At 69.7% G+C, this 17,442-nt stretch carries 16 protein-coding genes; 15 read left to right on the top strand and 1 reads right to left on the bottom strand.

Annotation, left to right across the window (positions count from 1 at the left end; genetic code table 11):
- The first annotated feature begins 67 nt into the window (after positions 1 to 67).
- From ACFPIH_RS32860 to pssA, 9 genes are all read left to right on the top strand, one after another.
- Positions 68 to 1,882 carry a 3-hydroxyacyl-CoA dehydrogenase family protein gene (locus ACFPIH_RS32860; RefSeq protein ID WP_381180841.1) on the top strand — a complete coding sequence of 605 codons (1,815 nt, stop codon included), beginning with the start codon at positions 68 to 70 and terminating at the stop codon, positions 1,880 to 1,882.
- A gap of 118 nt (positions 1,883 to 2,000) precedes the next feature.
- A complete protein-coding gene (locus ACFPIH_RS32855; protein WP_381180931.1) occupies positions 2,001 to 2,834 on the top strand; it encodes a TetR family transcriptional regulator in 834 nt (277 codons plus the stop codon).
- A gap of 409 nt (positions 2,835 to 3,243) precedes the next feature.
- Positions 3,244 to 4,581, top strand: a complete 1,338-nt coding sequence (gene ccrA, locus ACFPIH_RS32850; RefSeq protein ID WP_381180933.1) for a crotonyl-CoA carboxylase/reductase — start codon at positions 3,244 to 3,246, stop codon at positions 4,579 to 4,581.
- A 9-nt stretch (positions 4,582 to 4,590) separates the two neighbouring features.
- Positions 4,591 to 6,630 (top strand): protein meaA, encoded by a 2,040-nt coding sequence (locus tag ACFPIH_RS32845; RefSeq protein ID WP_381180843.1) that lies wholly within the window; start codon positions 4,591 to 4,593, stop codon positions 6,628 to 6,630.
- A complete protein-coding gene (locus ACFPIH_RS32840) occupies positions 6,627 to 7,598 on the top strand; it encodes an HpcH/HpaI aldolase/citrate lyase family protein (RefSeq protein ID WP_381180845.1) in 972 nt (323 codons plus the stop codon). Before ACFPIH_RS32845 ends, ACFPIH_RS32840 begins: the two co-directional genes overlap by 4 nt.
- 5 nt (positions 7,599 to 7,603) lie before the next feature.
- Positions 7,604 to 8,110, top strand: a complete 507-nt coding sequence (locus ACFPIH_RS32835) for a MaoC family dehydratase (protein WP_381180847.1) — start codon at positions 7,604 to 7,606, stop codon at positions 8,108 to 8,110.
- Between the two features lie 3 nt (positions 8,111 to 8,113).
- Positions 8,114 to 9,319: an acyl-CoA dehydrogenase family protein gene (locus tag ACFPIH_RS32830; protein ID WP_381180849.1), complete on the top strand. Its 1,206-nt coding sequence runs from the start codon at positions 8,114 to 8,116 to the stop codon at positions 9,317 to 9,319.
- A gap of 171 nt (positions 9,320 to 9,490) precedes the next feature.
- Positions 9,491 to 10,147: a phosphatidylserine decarboxylase gene (locus ACFPIH_RS32825; RefSeq protein WP_381180851.1), complete on the top strand. Its 657-nt coding sequence runs from the start codon at positions 9,491 to 9,493 to the stop codon at positions 10,145 to 10,147.
- 22 nt (positions 10,148 to 10,169) lie between these two features.
- On the top strand, positions 10,170 to 10,988 hold the full coding sequence (gene pssA / locus ACFPIH_RS32820; RefSeq protein ID WP_381180934.1) for a CDP-diacylglycerol--serine O-phosphatidyltransferase: 819 nt from the start codon (positions 10,170 to 10,172) through the stop codon (positions 10,986 to 10,988).
- A 178-nt stretch (positions 10,989 to 11,166) separates the two neighbouring features.
- Here the strand turns inward: pssA and ACFPIH_RS32815 are convergent, their stop codons facing one another.
- The gene (locus ACFPIH_RS32815) at positions 11,167 to 12,285 is read right to left on the bottom strand and encodes a glycerate kinase (RefSeq protein WP_381180936.1); all 1,119 of its coding nucleotides are present in this window, start codon (positions 12,283 to 12,285) and stop codon (positions 11,167 to 11,169) included.
- A 224-nt stretch (positions 12,286 to 12,509) separates the two neighbouring features.
- Between ACFPIH_RS32815 and ACFPIH_RS32810 the strand changes: the two genes are divergently transcribed.
- The 6 genes from ACFPIH_RS32810 to ACFPIH_RS32785 all read left to right on the top strand — a co-directional run bounded on the left by ACFPIH_RS32810 (position 12,510) and on the right by ACFPIH_RS32785 (position 17,421).
- On the top strand, positions 12,510 to 13,649 hold the full coding sequence (locus ACFPIH_RS32810; protein WP_381180853.1) for an ADP-ribosylglycohydrolase family protein: 1,140 nt from the start codon (positions 12,510 to 12,512) through the stop codon (positions 13,647 to 13,649).
- A gap of 49 nt (positions 13,650 to 13,698) precedes the next feature.
- Positions 13,699 to 14,199: an NUDIX domain-containing protein gene (locus ACFPIH_RS32805; protein WP_381180855.1), complete on the top strand. Its 501-nt coding sequence runs from the start codon at positions 13,699 to 13,701 to the stop codon at positions 14,197 to 14,199.
- A 443-nt stretch (positions 14,200 to 14,642) separates the two neighbouring features.
- On the top strand, positions 14,643 to 15,065 hold the full coding sequence (locus ACFPIH_RS32800; protein ID WP_381180857.1) for a hypothetical protein: 423 nt from the start codon (positions 14,643 to 14,645) through the stop codon (positions 15,063 to 15,065).
- Positions 15,062 to 16,450 (top strand): hypothetical protein, encoded by a 1,389-nt coding sequence (locus ACFPIH_RS32795; RefSeq protein ID WP_381180859.1) that lies wholly within the window; start codon positions 15,062 to 15,064, stop codon positions 16,448 to 16,450. Before ACFPIH_RS32800 ends, ACFPIH_RS32795 begins: the two co-directional genes overlap by 4 nt.
- Complete coding sequence (locus ACFPIH_RS32790) at positions 16,450 to 16,761, top strand: hypothetical protein (protein ID WP_381180861.1); 312 nt, start codon at positions 16,450 to 16,452, stop codon at positions 16,759 to 16,761. The genes ACFPIH_RS32795 and ACFPIH_RS32790 overlap by 1 nt, the downstream gene beginning before the upstream one ends.
- Before the next feature lie 33 nt (positions 16,762 to 16,794).
- Positions 16,795 to 17,421 carry a Sir2 family NAD-dependent protein deacetylase gene (locus ACFPIH_RS32785; protein ID WP_381180863.1) on the top strand — a complete coding sequence of 209 codons (627 nt, stop codon included), beginning with the start codon at positions 16,795 to 16,797 and terminating at the stop codon, positions 17,419 to 17,421.
- Positions 17,422 to 17,442 lie beyond the last annotated feature (21 nt).

The raw sequence follows: 17,442 nt of genomic DNA, 5'->3' as shown, positions 1-17,442 counted from the left end.
CTCGCAGAGGCTTCTCCGGCACACCCGGGGGCGTTCCCAGTCGTCACCACATTCCTGGAGTCCCGCGATGGTCTCTCCCCTGTCCCACCCTTCCGACATCCCGCCGTGCCCGCTGCTGACGATCGCCGTCGTCGGCCTCGGCACCATGGGCACCGGCATCACCGAGGTCCTGGCCAGGGCCGGCCGTCAGGTGATCGGCATCGACATCAGCGAGGCCCAGACCGCGCGGTCCCTCGCCGCGCTGGAGGCCTCCACCGCCCGTGCCGTGGAACGCGGCCGGCTCACCGAGCAGCAGCGCGCGGACGTCGTGGCCCGCGTCCGCACCTCCACCGACCTGGGCGCGGCGGCCGACGCCGACCTGGTGATCGAGGTGGCGCCGGAGTCGTACGAGATCAAGCGGCAGATCTTCCGCGAGCTGGACGGGATCGTGCGCCCCGGGACCATCCTCGCGACCGGCACCAACGCCCTGTCCGTCACCCGGCTCGCCGCCGACTCCGCCCGCCCCGAGCGGGTCCTGGGCCTGCACTTCTTCAACCCGGCGCCCGCGATGAAGCTGGTCGAGGTGGTGTCCTCGGTGCTGACCGCGCCCGTCGCCGTCAGCGCCGTCACCAACCTCGCCCTGGACCTCGGCAAGGAGCCGGTCGCGGTCGGCGACCGCCCCGGATTCGTCGCGGACGGACTGCTGTTCGGCTACCTCAACCAGGCCGCCGCGATGTACGAGGCGCGCTACGCCTCCCGTGAGGACATCGACGCGGCGATGCGGCTGGGCTGCGGGCTGCCGATGGGCCCGCTCGCGCTGCTCGACCTGATCGGCGTCGACACGGCGCGTACGGTCCTGGAGGCCATGTACGCCGAGTCCCACGACCGGCTGCACGCGCCCGCCCCGATCCTCAGGCAGCTCAGCGAGGCGGGCCTGACCGGCCGCAAGTCGGGCCGCGGCTTCTACACCTACGAGGCGCCGGACAGCCCGACGGTCGTCCCCGACCAGCTGACGCCCGTCACCGGCACACAGGCGACCGCGGGCCGTACGGTGCGGAGTGTCGGCGTCGCCGGCTCCGGGACCATGGCGTCCGGCATCACCGAGGTCTTCGCCAAGGCGGGCTACGACGTCGTCCTGGCCGCCCGCAGCGAGGAGAAGGCCCGGTCGGCCAAGGCCCGGGTCGGCAAGTCCCTGGCCCGCTCGGTCGACAAGGGCCGGCTGACCGCCGAGGCCGCCGCGCAGACCCTGGAGCGGATCACCCCCGCCGGGTCCTACGACGCCTTCGCCGACGTCGACCTGGCCGTCGAGGCGGTCGCCGAGGACCTGGAGGTCAAGCGGCAGCTGTTCGCGACGCTGGACAAGGTCTGCAAGCCGGGCGCCGTCCTCGCCACCACCACCTCCTCGCTGCCGGTCATCGCCTGCGCCCGCGCCACCTCGCGCCCGCAGGACGTGATCGGGATGCACTTCTTCAACCCGGCGCCGGCCATGAAGCTGGTCGAGATCGTCCGTACGGTGTTGACGGCGGAGGACGTCCACTCGACAGTTCACGAGGTGTGCGGACGGATCAGGAAGCACGCCGTCGACTGCGGAGACCGTGCGGGCTTCATCGTGAACGCGCTGCTGTTCCCCTACCTCAACAACGCGATCAAGATGGTCCAGGAGCACTACGCCTCCCTCGACGACATCGACGCCGCGATGAAGCTGGGCGGCGGCTACCCGATGGGCCCCTTCGAGCTCCTCGACGTCGTCGGGCTGGATGTCTCCCTCGCCATCGAGAAGGTGCTGCACCGGGAGTTCCGCGACCCGGGACTCGCCCCGGCCCCGCTCCTGGAGCACCTGGTGGCCGCGGGCTGCCTCGGCCGCAAGACCGGCCGGGGTTTCCGCGAACATGCCCGCCGCTGACGGCGTCGGCGACCGGTTCACCGGCGGCCGGGACTGGGGCGGACTCCTGGACCCGGCCGGGGCGCTCCCGCCCGCCCCGGGCGGGGGAAAGCCCGGACCTGCGCAACGTGCTGCGCACATGCAGTACGTTCAGGTCATGTCCCAGCCCGCCAGGTCCTCACGTACCCCAGCCACTTCCGACGCCCCGGAGAGCGCCGCGGGCAGCCGCGCGGCGGCACAGCGCCTCAAGATGCGCCGTGAACTGGCGGCGGCGGCCATGGAGCTGTTCTCGACCAAGGGGTACGAGGCGACCACCGTCGACGAGATCGCGGCCGCGGCGGGGGTCGCCCGGCGCACCTTCTTCCGTCACTTCCGCTCCAAGGAAGAGGCGATCTTCCCCGACCACGACGACACCCTGATCCGCGCCGAGGCGGTGCTCAACGCGGCACCCGCGCACGAGCATCCGCTCGACACCGTGTGCCGCGGCATCAAGGAAGTCATGAAGATGTACGCGGCCCAGCCGGAGATCTCGGTGGCCCGCTACCAGCTGACCCGCGAGGTGCCCACCCTGCGGGAGGCGGAGATCGCGTCGGTGGCCCGCTACGAGCGCCTGTTCACCCGCTATCTCCTGGGCCATTTCGACGAGCACGCGCACGACGACGACGCCAACGACGACCCGCTGCTCGCCGAGGTCGCCGCCTCCGCCGTGGTCACCGCCCACAACCACGTGCTGCGGCGCTGGCTGCGGGCCGGCGGCCAGGGCGATGTGGAGGCCCAGCTCGACCACGCCTTCGCGATCGTCCGCAGGACGTTCGGGACGGGCATCGGCGCCGGGCGCGCCGGTGCGCCCGCGTCGCCCCAGGTGCCGGCGACGGTCTCCGCCCAGGGCGAGGTCCTGGTGACGGTCGCCCGCACCGACGCCCCGCTCGACGAGGTCATGCGGACCATCGAGCAGGCACTCAAGGAGCGCTGAGGCCTCCACCGCACCCCTCCGCACCACGCCGACGGCCACCCCACCGGGTGGCCGTTTTGGCATGTCAGAGCACCTTTTGGCGTGGATTTCGGAGCGCGTTCGATCGATCATCGCTCATTTGTTACGTAAAGATTTCATTTGAGGCGAAGTTCTGGCACTCAGTGCCTTGCGAGGTGACACGCGGTGTCATACGTTGAAGGTGTCCGGGCGGCCGGCGTGCAGAGACCCTTCGTACGCCGGCTGTCCCCGCAAGCCAATGGCCTGCGCGCCCGGACGCCTGCGTCACAGGCAACCTCCCGCGCCACAAAGCGCTGCCGAACAGCACCCACCGCCGAACCGACGGCGCCTTCTCAGAGACCCTCAGCGCCCCTCCCTCAGGGCGCTCTTCGCCGGAGGCAACACCGTGACCATGAAGGACATCCTCGAAGCGATCCAGTCACCGGACTCGACACCGGCCGACTTCGCCGCCCTGCAGCTCCCCGAGTCGTACCGCGCGATCACCGTGCACAAGGACGAGACGGAGATGTTCGCGGACCTCGAGACCCGCGACAAGGACCCCCGCAAGTCGCTCCACCTCGACGAGGTGGCCCTGCCCGAGCTCGGCCCGGGCGAGGCCCTGGTGGCCGTCATGGCCTCCTCGGTCAACTACAACTCCGTGTGGACCTCGATCTTCGAGCCGCTCTCGACGTTCGGCTTCCTGGAGCGTTACGGGCGGCTGAGCGAGCTGACGAAGCGGCACGACCTGCCGTACCACGTCATCGGTTCCGACCTGGCGGGCGTGGTGCTGCGCGCCGGCCCGGGCGTGAACGCCTGGAAGCCGGGCGACGAGGTCGTCGCGCACTGCCTGAGCGTGGAGCTGGAGTCCTCCGACGGCCACAACGACACGATGCTCGACCCGGAGCAGCGGATCTGGGGCTTCGAGACGAACTTCGGCGGCCTCGCGGAGATCGCGCTGGTGAAGTCCAACCAGCTGATGCCCAAGCCGGGCCATCTGTCCTGGGAGGAGGCCGCCGCGCCGGGCCTGGTGAACTCCACCGCCTACCGACAGCTGGTCTCCCGCAACGGCGCCGGCATGAAGCAGGGCGACAACGTGCTGATCTGGGGCGCGAGCGGCGGACTCGGTTCGTACGCCACGCAGTTCGCGCTCGCCGGCGGCGCCACCCCGATCTGTGTCGTCTCCAGCCCGCAGAAGGCGGAGATCTGCCGGAGGATGGGCGCGGAGGCGATCATCGACCGCAACGCCGAGGACTACCGGTTCTGGAAGGACGAACACCACCAGGACCCGCGGGAGTGGAAGCGGTTCGGCAAGCGCATCCGCGAACTGACCGGCGGCGAAGACGTCGACATCGTCTTCGAACACCCGGGACGGGAGACCTTCGGCGCCAGCGTCTACGTCACCCGCAAGGGCGGCACGATCGTCACCTGCGCGTCGACGTCCGGCTACAACCACGAGTACGACAACCGCTACCTGTGGATGTCCCTCAAGCGCATCATCGGCTCCCACTTCGCCAACTACCGCGAGGCCTGGGAGGCCAACCGCCTCGTGGCCAAGGGAAAGATCCACCCCACGCTGTCGAAGGTGTACGGCCTGGAGGAGACCGGTCAGGCCGCCTACGACGTGCACCGCAACCTCCACCAGGGCAAGGTCGGCGTCCTGTGCCTGGCCCCGGAGGACGGCCTCGGCGTCCGTGACGAGGAGATGCGCGCCACGCACATCGACGCCATCAACCGCTTCCGCGACATCTGAGAGGCGTCCATGAGTGAGCGTCAGAAGGACCGGCCGTGGCTCATGCGGACCTACGCCGGTCACTCCACGGCCGAGGCGTCCAACGAGCTGTACCGGCGCAACCTCGCCAAGGGCCAGACGGGTCTGTCGGTCGCCTTCGACCTGCCGACCCAGACCGGATACGACTCCGACCACGTCCTCGCCCGCGGCGAGGTCGGCCGGGTCGGCGTGCCGGTGGCCCATCTCGGTGACATGCGCAGGCTGTTCCAGGACATACCGCTGGAGCAGATGAACACCTCGATGACCATCAACGCCACCGCCATGTGGCTGCTGGCGCTCTACCAGGTCGTCGCCGAGGAGCAGGGCACGGACGTCACCCTGCTCCAGGGCACGACCCAGAACGACATCGTCAAGGAGTACCTGTCCCGGGGCACGCACGTGTTCCCGCCGGAGCCGTCGCTGCGGCTGACGACGGACATGATCTGCTACACGGTCAACCACATCCCCAAGTGGAACCCGATCAACATCTGCAGCTACCACCTGCAGGAGGCGGGCGCCACACCGGTCCAGGAGATCGCGTACGCGATGTCCACCGCGATCGCCGTGCTGGACGCGGTGTTCGCGTCCGGCCAGATCCCCGAGGACCGCAAGGGGGATGTCGTCGCCCGTATCTCGTTCTTCGTCAACGCGGGCGTGCGGTTCATCGAGGAGATGTGCAAGATGCGCGCCTTCGGCCGCATCTGGGACCGGATCACCCGTGAGCGCTACGGCATCGAGGACGCCAAGCAGCGCCGGTTCCGCTACGGCGTCCAGGTCAACTCCCTCGGACTGACCGAGGCGCAGCCGGAGAACAACGTCCAGCGGATCGTCCTGGAGATGCTGGCGGTGACGCTGTCGAAGGACGCACGCGCGCGTGCCGTGCAGCTGCCCGCGTGGAACGAGGCCCTCGGGCTGCCCAGGCCCTGGGACCAGCAGTGGTCGCTGCGCATCCAGCAGGTCCTCGCCCACGAGAGCGACCTGCTGGAGTACGAGGACATCTTCGAGGGCTCGCACGTCATCGAGACGAAGGTCGCGGCGCTGGTCGAGGAGTCCCTCGCGGAGATCGACCGGATCCAGGAGATGGGCGGCGCGATGGCCGCCGTGGAGTCCGGCTACCTGAAGTCGCAGCTGGTCTCCTCGCACGCCGAACGCCGGGGCCGGATCGAGTCCGGTCAGGAGAAGATCGTGGGCGTCAACATCTTCGAGACGACCGAGCCGAACCCGCTGACCGCCGATCTCGACACGGCGATCCAGACGGTCGACCCGGCCGTGGAGGCCCGGGTCGTCTCCTCTCTCCAGCGCTGGCGCGACACGCGCTACCAGCCGCCCTTCAACCACCCGCGCCCCTGCAAGGCGCTGGAGCGGCTGAAGGAGGCCGCCAAGGGCACCGACAACCTCATGGAGGCCACCCTGGAGTGCGCCCGCGCCGGAGTCACCACCGGCGAGTGGGCGGGCGCCCTGCGGGAGGTGTTCGGGGAGTTCCGCGCCCCCACGGGCGTGTCGTCGGCGCCGGTGGCCGTGCCCGTCGTGGCGGGCTCGGCGCTGGCCGGGGTGCGGGCGAAGGTGGACGCCACCGCCCGTGACCTGGGCTGCGGCAAGCTGCGCTTCCTGGTCGGCAAGCCGGGTCTGGACGGACACTCCAACGGCGCCGAGCAGATCGCCGTACGCGCGCGTGACGCCGGCTTCGAGGTGGTCTACCAGGGCATCCGGCTCACCCCGGAGGAGATCGTGGAAGCGGCGCTCGCCGAGGACGTGCACGCGGTGGGCCTGTCCATCCTCTCCGGCTCGCACGCCCAGCTCGTGCCGGACGTCCTCGAACGGCTCCGTGTGGCCGGTGCCACAGACATACCGGTGATCGCCGGTGGCATCATCCCGAATGGTGACGCCGAGCAGCTACGGGCCGCCGGAGTGGCCGCGGTCTTCACTCCGAAGGACTTCGACATCACCGGCATCATCGGCCGCATCGTCGACGAGATCCGGAAAGCGAACAAGCTCGACCCCCTGCCCGACCCCCTGGAGGTCCCCGCATGACCACGCCCGCCCCCGTGAACCGGCTTCGTCCGCGACGCTCCTGCCTCGCGGTCCCCGGGAGCAACCCGCGCTTCCTGGAGAAGGCGCAGGGCCTCCCCGCCGACCAGGTCTTCCTCGACCTGGAGGACGCGTGCGCCCCGCTCGCCAAGCCCGAGGCGCGGCACACGATCGTCAAGTTCCTCAACGAGGGCGACTGGACCGGCAAGACGAGGGTCGTGCGCGTCAACGACTGGACGACCGAGTGGACGTACCGCGACGTCGTCACGGTCGTCGAGGGCGCCGGCCCGAACCTGGACTGCATCATGCTGCCGAAGGTGCAGAACGCGCAGCAGGTCGTCGCGCTCGACCTGCTGCTGACGCAGATCGAGAAGACCATGGGCTTCGAGGTCGGCCGTATCGGCATCGAGGCGCAGATCGAGAACGCGCAGGGCCTCAACAACGTCAACGAGATCGCGCAGGCCAGTCCGCGGATCGAGACGATCATCTTCGGTCCGGCCGACTTCATGGCGTCGATCAACATGAAGTCGCTGGTCGTGGGCGAGCAGCCGCCGGGCTACCCGGCGGACGCCTACCACTACATCCTGATGAAGATCCTGATGGCCGCCCGCGCCAACGACCTCCAGGCGATCGACGGCCCCTACCTCCAGATCCGCAACGTGGACGGCTACCGCGCGGTCGCGCAGCGCGCCGCCGCGCTCGGCTTCGACGGCAAGTGGGTGCTGCACCCCGGCCAGGTCGAGGCGTCCAACGAGATCTTCTCGCCCTCGCAGGAGGACTACGACCACGCCGAGCTGATCCTGGACGCGTACGAGTACTACACGTCCGAGGCGGGCGGCAAGAAGGGCTCCGCGATGCTCGGCGACGAGATGATCGACGAGGCCAGCCGCAAGATGGCCCTGGTCGTCTCGGGCAAGGGCCGCGCCGCCGGCATGAAGCGCACCAGCTCGTTCGAGATCCCGGAGGCCTGAGCGCGATGCAGTTCGGACGCACCTACGAGGAGTTCGAGGTCGGCGCGGTGTACAAGCACTGGCCCGGCAAGACGGTCACCGAGTACGACGACCATCTGTTCTGTCTCCTCACCATGAACCACCACCCGCTCCACATGGACGCCAACTACGCCGAGAGCACGACGGACTTCGGCAGGAACGTGGTGGTCGGCAACTACATCTACTCGCTCCTGCTCGGCATGTCGGTCCCGGACGTCTCCGGCAAGGCGATCGCCAACCTGGAGATCGAGTCGCTGAAGCACGTGGCGCCGACCTTCCACGGCGACACGATCTACGGCGAGACGACCGTGCTCGACAAGTGGCCCTCCAAGTCGAAGAACGACCGCGGGATCGTCCACGTCGAGACCAAGGGCTACAAGCAGGACGGCACGCTCGTGTGCGTGTTCCGCCGCAAGGTGATGGTGCCGACCGAGACGTACATCAAGGAGCGCGGCGGCGAGCAGCCCGGCCGCCCGGAACCTCAGGAGCGCTGAACCATGGCCCGACTCGCGCAGACCGCCGGTCTCACCGACGTCCAGCAGGAGATCCTCTCCACCGTCCGCGACTTCGTGGACAAGGAGATCCTTCCGGTCGCGACCGAGCTGGAGCACCGCGACGAGTACCCGCAGGCGATCGTCGACGGTCTCAGGGAGCTGGGCCTGTTCGGCCTGATGATCCCCGAGGAGTACGGCGGCCTGGGCGAGTCGCTCCTGACGTACGCGCTCTGCGTCGAGGAGATCGCCCGCGGCTGGATGTCCGTCTCCGGGATCATCAACACCCACTTCATCGTGGCGTACATGCTCAAGCAGCACGGCACGCAGGAGCAGAAGGACCACTTCCTGCCCCGTATGGCGGCGGGTGACATCCGGGGCGCGTTCTCGATGTCGGAGCCGGGCCTGGGCTCGGACGTGTCCGCCATCACGTCGAAGGCGGTGAGGGACGGCGAGGAGTACGTCCTCAACGGCCAGAAGATGTGGCTCACCAACGGCGGTACGTCCTCCCTGGTGGCCGTTCTCGTGCGCAGTGACGAAGGACACCCGCAGGGCACGGCCCCGCACAAGTCGATGACGACCTTCCTGATCGAGAAGGAGCCCGGCTTCGGCGAGGTCCGCCCCGGCCTCACCATCCCGGGCAAGATCGACAAGATGGGCTACAAGGGCGTCGACACCACCGAACTGATCATGGATGGGCTGCGGCTTCCCGCCGACAGCGTGCTCGGCGGGGCCACCGGCCGAGGTTTTTACCAAATGATGGACGGCGTCGAGGTCGGCCGGGTCAACGTCGCGGCGCGTGGCTGCGGTGTCGCGCAGCGTGCCTTCGAGCTGGGGGTCTCCTACGCCCAGCAGCGGCACACGTTCGGCAAGCCGATCGCGCAGCACCAGGCCATCCAGTTCAAGCTCGCCGAGATGGCTACCAAGGTCGAGGCCGCGCATGCGATGATGGTGAACGCTGCACGCAAAAAGGACTCCGGCGAGCGAAACGACCTCGAGGCGGGGATGGCCAAGTACCTGGCCTCCGAGTACTGCAAGGAGGTCGTGGAGGATGCCTTCCGGATCCACGGAGGCTACGGCTTCTCCAAGGAGTACGAGATCGAGCGCCTCTACCGCGAGGCCCCGATGCTGCTGATCGGTGAAGGCACCGCCGAGATCCAGAAAATGATCATCGGGCGCCGACTGCTCGAGGAGTACCGGTTCCAGGGATAGATGTACGGGTTGGGGGTGTTTTCTTCGAGAAGAAGGTCACACCCCGTCAACTTCCCTGCGCCGCCGACTCGGCTTCCTGGCTTACCCAGTTGTGCTCGCGAACCGCTACGATCGCCGGAAAGCCGCCGTCCCCCCGTCGAAGCGCGGCATCATCCGCTACGAAGGTCATCCATGCCCCACAGCCAAACCTCTGCACACCGCGACCGCCTGGTAGGCGCACGCCTCGCGCGCGGAGCATCGCCGTGGCTCCTGCCGACCGTCGCCACCGCAGCCGTCAGCCTTCTGCGTGCCCGCCGCTCGGGTGCCGCCAAGGCCGTCGCCGTGCCCGCCACCGCCCTCGCGGCGGGCATGCTGTGGTTCTTCCGCGACCCCGAGCGCGAGATCGCGACGGGCCGGGTCATCTCCCCCGCCGACGGTGTGGTGCAGAGCATCATGCCGTGGAAGGACGGACGCACCCGGGTCGCGATCTTCATGAGCCCGCTCAACGTCCACGTCAACCGCGCGCCGCTCTCCGGCACGGTGACCTCCGTGGAGCACATCCCCGGTGGGTTCGTTCCGGCGTTCAACAAGGAGAGCGAGAACAACGAGCGCGTCGTCTGGCACTTCGACACCGAGCTCGGTGACATCGAGATGATCCAGATCGCCGGCGCCGTCGCCCGCCGCATCGTCCCCTACGTCCCCGAGGGCACGAAGGTGGAGCAGGGCGACCGCATCGGACTGATCCGCTTCGGCTCACGCGTCGACATCTACCTGCCCGAGGGCGTGGAGGTCGCGGTCGAGGTCGGGCAGAAGACCGTGGCAGGGGTGACTCGAATTGACCGTGATTGACCCTGAGACACAGGCCGGCTGGGTGCCGGAGGCCGACGAGACGGACGAAGAGGAGGAGATGCCCCTCTCTCTGCGCCTGTCGATAGCGGACACTCTCACTCTCGGCAACGCCACGTGCGGCTTCATGGCGGTGTACTTCACCACCACCGGCATCCTGATCCCGCACCTCACCGGCAGCCAGGAATCCGGAATGGCCCGCCACAGCGCGGCCACGGCGGTCATCCTGATGCTCTGCGCGGCGGTCTTCGACCTCTTCGACGGCCTGGTGGCACGCAAGCTGCGCTCCTCCCCCATGGGCGCGGAGCTGGACAACCTCTCCGACCTGATCAGCTTCGGCCTGGCGCCGGCGTACTTCGTCCTCGTCTACGGCATGGTCGCCGACGACGCCCATCAGCGGGTGGCGGCGGTGGGCGCGATCGTCGTACTGCTGGCGGTGGTGCTGCGGCTCGCCCGCTTCTCCTGCGTGACACCACCGAACGGCATGTTCCAGGGCATGCCGTCGCCGTTCGGCGCCCTGACGGTCGTCTCGATCGTCCTGCTGGAACTGCCCTTCGTGGCGACGCTCCTCGCCATCCTCGGCACGGCGTGGCTGATGGTGAGCCGGGTCGAGTACCCGAAGCCGCGGGGGCGTCTCGCCGGTGCGATGCTCGCCTGGATCGTGCTGTCGATGGGGCTGCTGGCGGCGTGGGCCTTCGACGCGCCCAGCGGGCAGCTCCTGCTCCAGACGGGCTGCGCCCTGCAGCTGGTCATGGGCGCGGTGATTCCGCTGTTCGCGACGGCTCGGCGGGTGAACAACTTCCGCGGCAATCGGCGGGAGGCGCGGGCGGCGCAGTTGCCGTGACCTGCGGTGCGTTGACCTGCGGTGCTTGAGCGGAAGGGCCCCGGACCGGGATTCGGTCCGGGGCCCTTCACGTATCCGCGGGTGATTCGTCGTCTGCGGCGCCGTCGTGGCTGGTCGCGCAGTTCCCCGCGCCCCTGGGGAGGTTGCCCCTGGCGGCCGCCAAAAGGTCCCGAGGTTGTCAGGTGAGGTAGTCCTGGGCGATGCGTTCCGCCACTCGTTCCAGGATCGGGCCCGCGTCCGTGATGCAGGTCGCCACGTCGGGCTCGACCTCCGTGAGGGGGTACGCGCGTCGGATGCCGGCCCGGCCCAGCGCCTCCGGGGGCAGGGCGAGGCGTCCGCACACCGCGACGACGTCCTTGCCCGCGGCACGCGCCGCCGCGGCGACCCCGGCCGGTGCCTTGCCGTGCAGGGTCTGTACGTCCAGCGAGCCCTCGCCGGTGATCACCAGCTCGGCCCGTTCCAGCGCGGGCGCGAAGCCCAGGACGTCGAGCATGACCTCGATACCGGCCCGGAACCGCGCACCGAGCAGCAGGGCGCCGTATCCGATGCCTCCCGCGGCCCCGGCGCCGGGCGCGACGGCGTACTCCGCGGCCTTGGCGCCGACGGCCTTCTCCAGCACGCGCGCGTAGTGCGCGAGTGCCGCGTCCAGCGCCTCGACGTCGTCCGGGGAGGCGCCCTTCTGCGGCCCGTACACCGCCGGCGCGCCCTTGGGCCCGGTCAGCGGGTTGTCGACGTCGCTCGCGAGGACGAGCTCCACGTCGGACAGCCGCGGGTCGAGGCCGGACAGATCGGCCCGCGCGAGATCCGCGAGCCCTCCGCCGCCCGGTGCCACCGGCTCGCCGTCCTCGTCGAGGAACCGCGCGCCGAGCGCGGAGAGCATGCCCGCGCCGCCGTCCGTGGTGGCGCTGCCGCCGACCCCGAACACGATCGTGCGCACCCCCGCGTCGAGCGCTGCCCGCAGCAGCTCTCCGGAGCCGTACGTCGACGCGGTGAGCGGTGCGAAGACCCCGGACGGCAGTCTCTGCAGACCGCTCGCCTCCGCCATCTCCACCACCGCGGTGTCTCCGCGCACCGCGAACGCCGCGGTGACCTCGTGTCCGAGCGGCCCGGCGACCCGCACCTCCCGGCGTTCGAAGCCGGCCGCGACCGCCGCGTCGACCGTGCCGTCGCCGCCGTCGGCGACGGGCAGGGCCTCGACCTCGACGTCCGGCACGACCCGGCGCAGCCCGGCCGTCACCCGCTCGGCGACCTGTACGGCCGTCAGCGAGCCCTTGAACTTGTCCGCGGCCACCAGCACCCGTCGGGTGCCCCGCGCTGCAGCGTCCACCACCGTTCCAACCCCTTGCTGTACCGGGCCCCACGCACGTCAGGGCCAGTCGCGCCGCAGCGACCTTAACCGGAGGACGCCCCCGCCGTCATGCGGTACCGGACCCTGCGACAACCCTGCGACAACGCTGAGGCCCCGCTGTGCGACCGCGCGAAACCAGGGCGAGGTCCCCCGGATTCGGGTAGACCGGATGCATGACCTCCGCGGGCACCGAGCCACAGCCGACGCCGTCACCGACGCTCGCCGACCGCGTCCTGGGCGGCTGGCTCGGCCGGATCGCGGGCAACATGCTCGGCAAGCCGGTCGAACGGGGGGAGGTGTGGACGCGTGAGCGCATCGACGCCTATCTGCGGCGGGCCGGGGCCCTCCCGCTCACCGACTACCTGCCCGAGCCCGCCACCGACGAGGACCGCGCGCTGCTGCGCCCCGAGTGGCGCCAGTGCGTACGCGGCAGGATCCACGGCAGCTGCCGCGACGACGACGTCGACTACGCCGTCCTCGGCCTGGACCTGCTGGAGAGGCACGGCTTCGGCTTCAGCACCGAGCAGGTCGGTGACCTGTGGCTGCTGCGGCTGCCGTATCTGCAGACGTTCACCGCGGAACGCGCCGCGTACCGCAACCTCGCCAATGGCATCCGACCGCCCCTGACGGCGACGTACGACAACCCCTGCCAGGAGTGGATCGGCGCCCTCATCCGCGCCGACATCCACGGCTGGACCTGCCCGGGCGATCCGCGCCGGGCCGCCGCCCAGGCCCGCCGGGACGCGGTGCTGTCGCACACCGGCAACGGCGTCTACGGCGCGATGTTCGCGGCGGCGCTGGTCTCGGCGGCCTTCACCGCGCCGACGGTGCGCGCGGCACTCGACGAGGCGCTGGCCGTCGTACCGGCGAGCTGCCGCCTCGCCAGGACCGTACGCCGGGTGGTCTCCCTCCATGAAGCGGGTCTGAGCTGGGAGGACACCCTCGTCACCCTGGACGGGGAGACCGCGGGCCTGGGCTGGATCCACACCGTGCCGAACGCCGCCGTCCTCACCGCCGGGCTGCTGTACGGCGACGGCGACTTCACCCGGACCGTCGCCCTCACAGTCCGCGGCGGCCTGGACACCGACTCCAACGGCGCGACGGCCGGGTCCGTGGCGGGCGTCCTGAGCGGCGCGGCGGCGATCCCCGCCCACTGGAAGGACCCGCTGGAGGACACCGTGCGCAGCGCGGTGTTCGGTTTCGACGGGGTGCGGGTCAGCGAGCTGGCGGAGCGGACGGTGCGCCTGACCGAGGCGGAGCGGTTGTCACCGGTGGTCATGGACGCCGGCGGCACGGGTCATGCGTTCGGATGAAGTTCGCGACGAGACGGGGAGGGATGCGTCCGCTGGATAACCTTCGAAGGTGACTACTTCCAGCGCCTCCGACTTCGCCTCGTACATCGCCTCCCTCCCCCGTGTCCTGGCCGGGGCCGCCGCCCTGTTCCGGGACTCGCGGGGGCGGGTCCTTCTCGTCGAGCCCAACTACCGCGAGGGCTGGGCGCTGCCGGGCGGCACCATCGAGTCCGACGAGGGCGAGTCCCCACGCCAGGGGGCGCGCCGCGAGACGCTGGAGGAGATCGGCCTCGACCGCCCGCTCGGGCGGCTGCTCGCCGTGGACTGGGTGACCGGCCCGGGCCGTCCCCCGCTGGTGGCGTACGTGTACGACGGCGGGGTCCTCGACAAGACCGATCTGAAGGCGATCCGGCTTCAGGAGGAGGAGCTGCTGTCCTGGCGTCTTGTCCCGCGCGAGGAGATCACCGAGCACCTGCTCGGCGCACTCGGCCACCGGGTCCTGGCCGCCCTGGACACCCTGGCGGACGGCTCGGGCACGGTCGAGCTGGAGAACGGCCTGCGGGTGGGCTGACGCGCGGCTGTTAGCCCTCGACGTGGCGCCGAATATTTGTTCGCCGCACCCCGATCGACCGCCCTACCCTCGACCCCATGAGCAAGCCCCTCGTCGCCGTCCTCACCGGTGCCGGAGTGTCCACGGACAGGGGGATTCCGTCAAAGCATCCGGCGTGGTGGACGATCAGCAGGGACTGCGCGGCGGCTGGGCTCGAGGCCATGCCCTGTCGGTCGTACGCACGTCCAGGTCTTGAGAGCGCATACGACACAGGATGCCGGGCGGCCCCCGCCTTCGCTGTCTCTCCGGGGTTGTGCCCGACTGGCCAAGACCGTGTGTGAACCGGCCCGCAGACGGAGTGGCGAGGTTTCGGTACGCGCCTTCCCAGTGGCATGATCGATTGGTTGTTCGAGGTGACGGGCTGGAGGGGGAACAGGTTGTCTTTCGAAGAGGAGTGGGCCCAGTTGAAGGCTGACGCCTTGGCGCGTCAGCAGAGCGGCATGCAGATCGACCAGTTGCCGGCAGACGGAGGGGGCGGGGCCGTTGCCCCAGCCACAGGGTCCCTGGTTGCCAAGGCCGAGTCGATCAACGGCAACGCGAATCTGCTGATCGAGATCGCGGGCTTCCTCCACGAGGGGCGGCCCGACGCCGAGCTGACCACCATGGCCCGGGTGCCTCGCACGCCCGAGGACGTGGCCAAGCAGGTAGCACGGTTCGCCGGATTCGCCGATGACCAGTACCTGGACGCCGTCGCCCTGTTCGCGGCGCTCTCCACCCGCCTGCGGACGACCGGCAGCGACTTCGTGAAGATCGACGACGACACGGCTCAACACTTCCTCGACAGCGTTCTGGAGTACGGCCAGTACGTCGCCCCGGAGGCTCGATGAGCAGCGGCATAAGCCACCGCAAGGACGTCGAGTTCTTGGAGAGCTGTGACCCGCCCCTCGTCGAGCGGAACGCGGACGAGTTCAAGCGCCTGCACGACATGCTCGTGGCGGTCGATCCCTCCGCCGAGCGGGCGGAGAAGCACACGCAGTGGAAGAGCGAGGGCAGTCAGCACTACGAGGCACGGCTCACCGAGGGGCGCAAGCTCATCGCGCAGCTCGCGGAGGGCTACGACAAGGCCGCCAGCGCCCTGAGCAGCTACGCGTTCGCGCTGGAGGTCGCCAAGGCCCACTACTCCAACGGCAAGGCGAACGAGCAGTCCCTCGCGAACCTGATCCACACCAAAGGCACGGCCATTACCCGTGACGCCCAGGAGGCGGAGCCGATGCGCCAGTGGGAGGACATGCGGGCGACCACCGGTGTCATGGACTTCTTCGCCGAGCTGACCATGGATGTCGACGACATCCGCGACGACGCGAACCGGCTGCACGACGCGGCCGGCGGGGACTTCCACCTGGCGAAGATCACGGAGCACGAGGCGCGGGAGATCTGCGTGCACGAGCTCAAGCAGGCCTACGATCTGCTGCCGGACTTCCGGATGGGTTTCATCCAACGTGTCGACATCGTCTCGGCGATCGCGGACCTGCGGCGCGAAGCGGCCGAGGCAAGCACGAACCCGCTGACACGGCTGCCCGGCAGCGGCCCCAAACAGGACTACTACCCCACCGCCGGCGACGACATCGTCTCCCCGACCCTGCGGGACATCCGCCTCCAGGTCGCCAACCTCCCTGGAGCGAAGGACAGTTACTGGAGCCCGCCCGCCAACGCCCAGGAACGGGCCGACTGGATCGCTGCGAACAAGGAGATCATCAAGGCTGCGGCACGGAACTCGGGACTGCCGCCGGACATGGTCGCCGGTATCGCGTGGCAGGAAATCGGCGGACAGCCCGGCATCCTGGACGACATCACCGACACCATCCGCGAACAGGCGGACTCTCCCTTGAGCCCAGTCGCCCCCGAGAGTCTGCCGTGGCGCCTCGGCGGTGATCCCGACAACACGTCCATGGGTCAAATCGCCATCCAGGTGCGACGCGGCGCCGAGGTTCTCGGCTACGACCCCGAACACCTCACCGACCAGCAGCGCGGCATGGTGGAAACAGCCCTGCAGGACCCCGCGCAGAACATCTTCATCGCCTCGGAGTACCTGGCCCAGCTCAAGGCGGAGAGCGAGTTCGCCAATGTGCCTGCCGAGGAGATGACATCGGCCCAGTACCAGGAACTGGCAGCGCGCTACAACGGCGGGCCGTACTGGCAGACTGACGACGCCCAGGCCTACGGACGTGGGTTTGCGAACGATCTGGACGAGGCAAGGAACGCACTCCGCTGATGACCAGCCCTTCCCACGTGGACGACGACCGCGGTTGCCTCCGCCTGGTCCTCGCTGTCCCCCTCACCCTGCTCACCCTCGTCGCCGCCTACTTCTGCTGGACTGCGTTGACCATCAGTCCGTCCGGCACCTGGGACGACGACGCCTACGCCGGAATCGTGCTGTCGTGCGTCCTCACCATCGGGGCTGCCGGCGCCGCGACTGTGTTGTGGCTGGTGCCTTCCGTGCGGAGGGCCATGCCGTGGTGGTGGATACTCCCGGCACTCCTGTTGGGCGTGGTCGCGGGAGTGCGGTGGGCCGTGGGCGGTTAGGCTCTCCGCCCCCGTCACGTGTTACATCTGCCGATGCCTTGCGACTCCGGCATCCCCGACTACCGCGGGCCCAACGGGCTGTGGCGGAAGGATCCGGAGGCGGAGAAGCTCGTCACCTACGATTACTACATGGGCGACCCGGAGATCCGGCGCCGCTCCTGGCAGATGCGGCGGGGGAACCGCGCCCTGCGGGCCGAGCCGAACGCCGCGCACCACGCGATCGTCGAGCTGGAGCGCTCCGGCGTACCGGTGCGCGTCATCACCCAGAACGTCGACGGACTGCACCAGCTCGCCGGACTGCCCGCCCGCAAGGTCGTCGAACTCCACGGCACCGCACGCGAGTTCATCTGCACCAAGTGCCACACCCGTGGCCCGATGCAGGACGCGCTCGCCCGTGTCGAGGCCGGCGAGGACGACCCGCCGTGCCTGGCCTGCGGCGGCATCCTGAAGTCCGCCACCGTCATGTTCGGCGAACGTCTCGACCCGATGGTCCTCGGCGAGGCCCTCGCCATCACCAAGGCCTCCCAGATCTTCGTCGCCGTCGGCACCACCCTCCAGGTCCAGCCCGCCGCCGGCCTCGCCGGCATCGCCGCCGACCACGGCGCCCGCCTGATCATCATCAACGCCGAACCGACCCCGTACGACGAGATCGCCGACTAGGTCGTACGCGAACCGATCGGC

It is taken from the genome of Streptomyces vulcanius (genome assembly GCF_042653945.1).
Lineage (GTDB): Bacteria > Actinomycetota > Actinomycetes > Streptomycetales > Streptomycetaceae > Streptomyces > Streptomyces mangrovi.
This window is presented reverse-complemented; position numbering and strand designations above follow the sequence as displayed.

Coding starts and splice junctions, on each gene's coding strand:
- ACFPIH_RS32860 (WP_381180841.1), top strand. CDS start 68: ATGGTCTCTCCCCTGTCCCACCCTTCCGACATCCCGCCGTGCCCGCTG.
- ACFPIH_RS32855 (WP_381180931.1), top strand. CDS start 2,001: ATGCAGTACGTTCAGGTCATGTCCCAGCCCGCCAGGTCCTCACGTACC.
- ccrA (WP_381180933.1), top strand. CDS start 3,244: ATGAAGGACATCCTCGAAGCGATCCAGTCACCGGACTCGACACCGGCC.
- ACFPIH_RS32845 (WP_381180843.1), top strand. CDS start 4,591: ATGAGTGAGCGTCAGAAGGACCGGCCGTGGCTCATGCGGACCTACGCC.
- ACFPIH_RS32840 (WP_381180845.1), top strand. CDS start 6,627: ATGACCACGCCCGCCCCCGTGAACCGGCTTCGTCCGCGACGCTCCTGC.
- ACFPIH_RS32835 (WP_381180847.1), top strand. CDS start 7,604: ATGCAGTTCGGACGCACCTACGAGGAGTTCGAGGTCGGCGCGGTGTAC.
- ACFPIH_RS32830 (WP_381180849.1), top strand. CDS start 8,114: ATGGCCCGACTCGCGCAGACCGCCGGTCTCACCGACGTCCAGCAGGAG.
- ACFPIH_RS32825 (WP_381180851.1), top strand. CDS start 9,491: ATGCCCCACAGCCAAACCTCTGCACACCGCGACCGCCTGGTAGGCGCA.
- ACFPIH_RS32810 (WP_381180853.1), top strand. CDS start 12,510: ATGACCTCCGCGGGCACCGAGCCACAGCCGACGCCGTCACCGACGCTC.
- ACFPIH_RS32795 (WP_381180859.1), top strand. CDS start 15,062: ATGAGCAGCGGCATAAGCCACCGCAAGGACGTCGAGTTCTTGGAGAGC.
- ACFPIH_RS32790 (WP_381180861.1), top strand. CDS start 16,450: ATGACCAGCCCTTCCCACGTGGACGACGACCGCGGTTGCCTCCGCCTG.
- ACFPIH_RS32785 (WP_381180863.1), top strand. CDS start 16,795: ATGCCTTGCGACTCCGGCATCCCCGACTACCGCGGGCCCAACGGGCTG.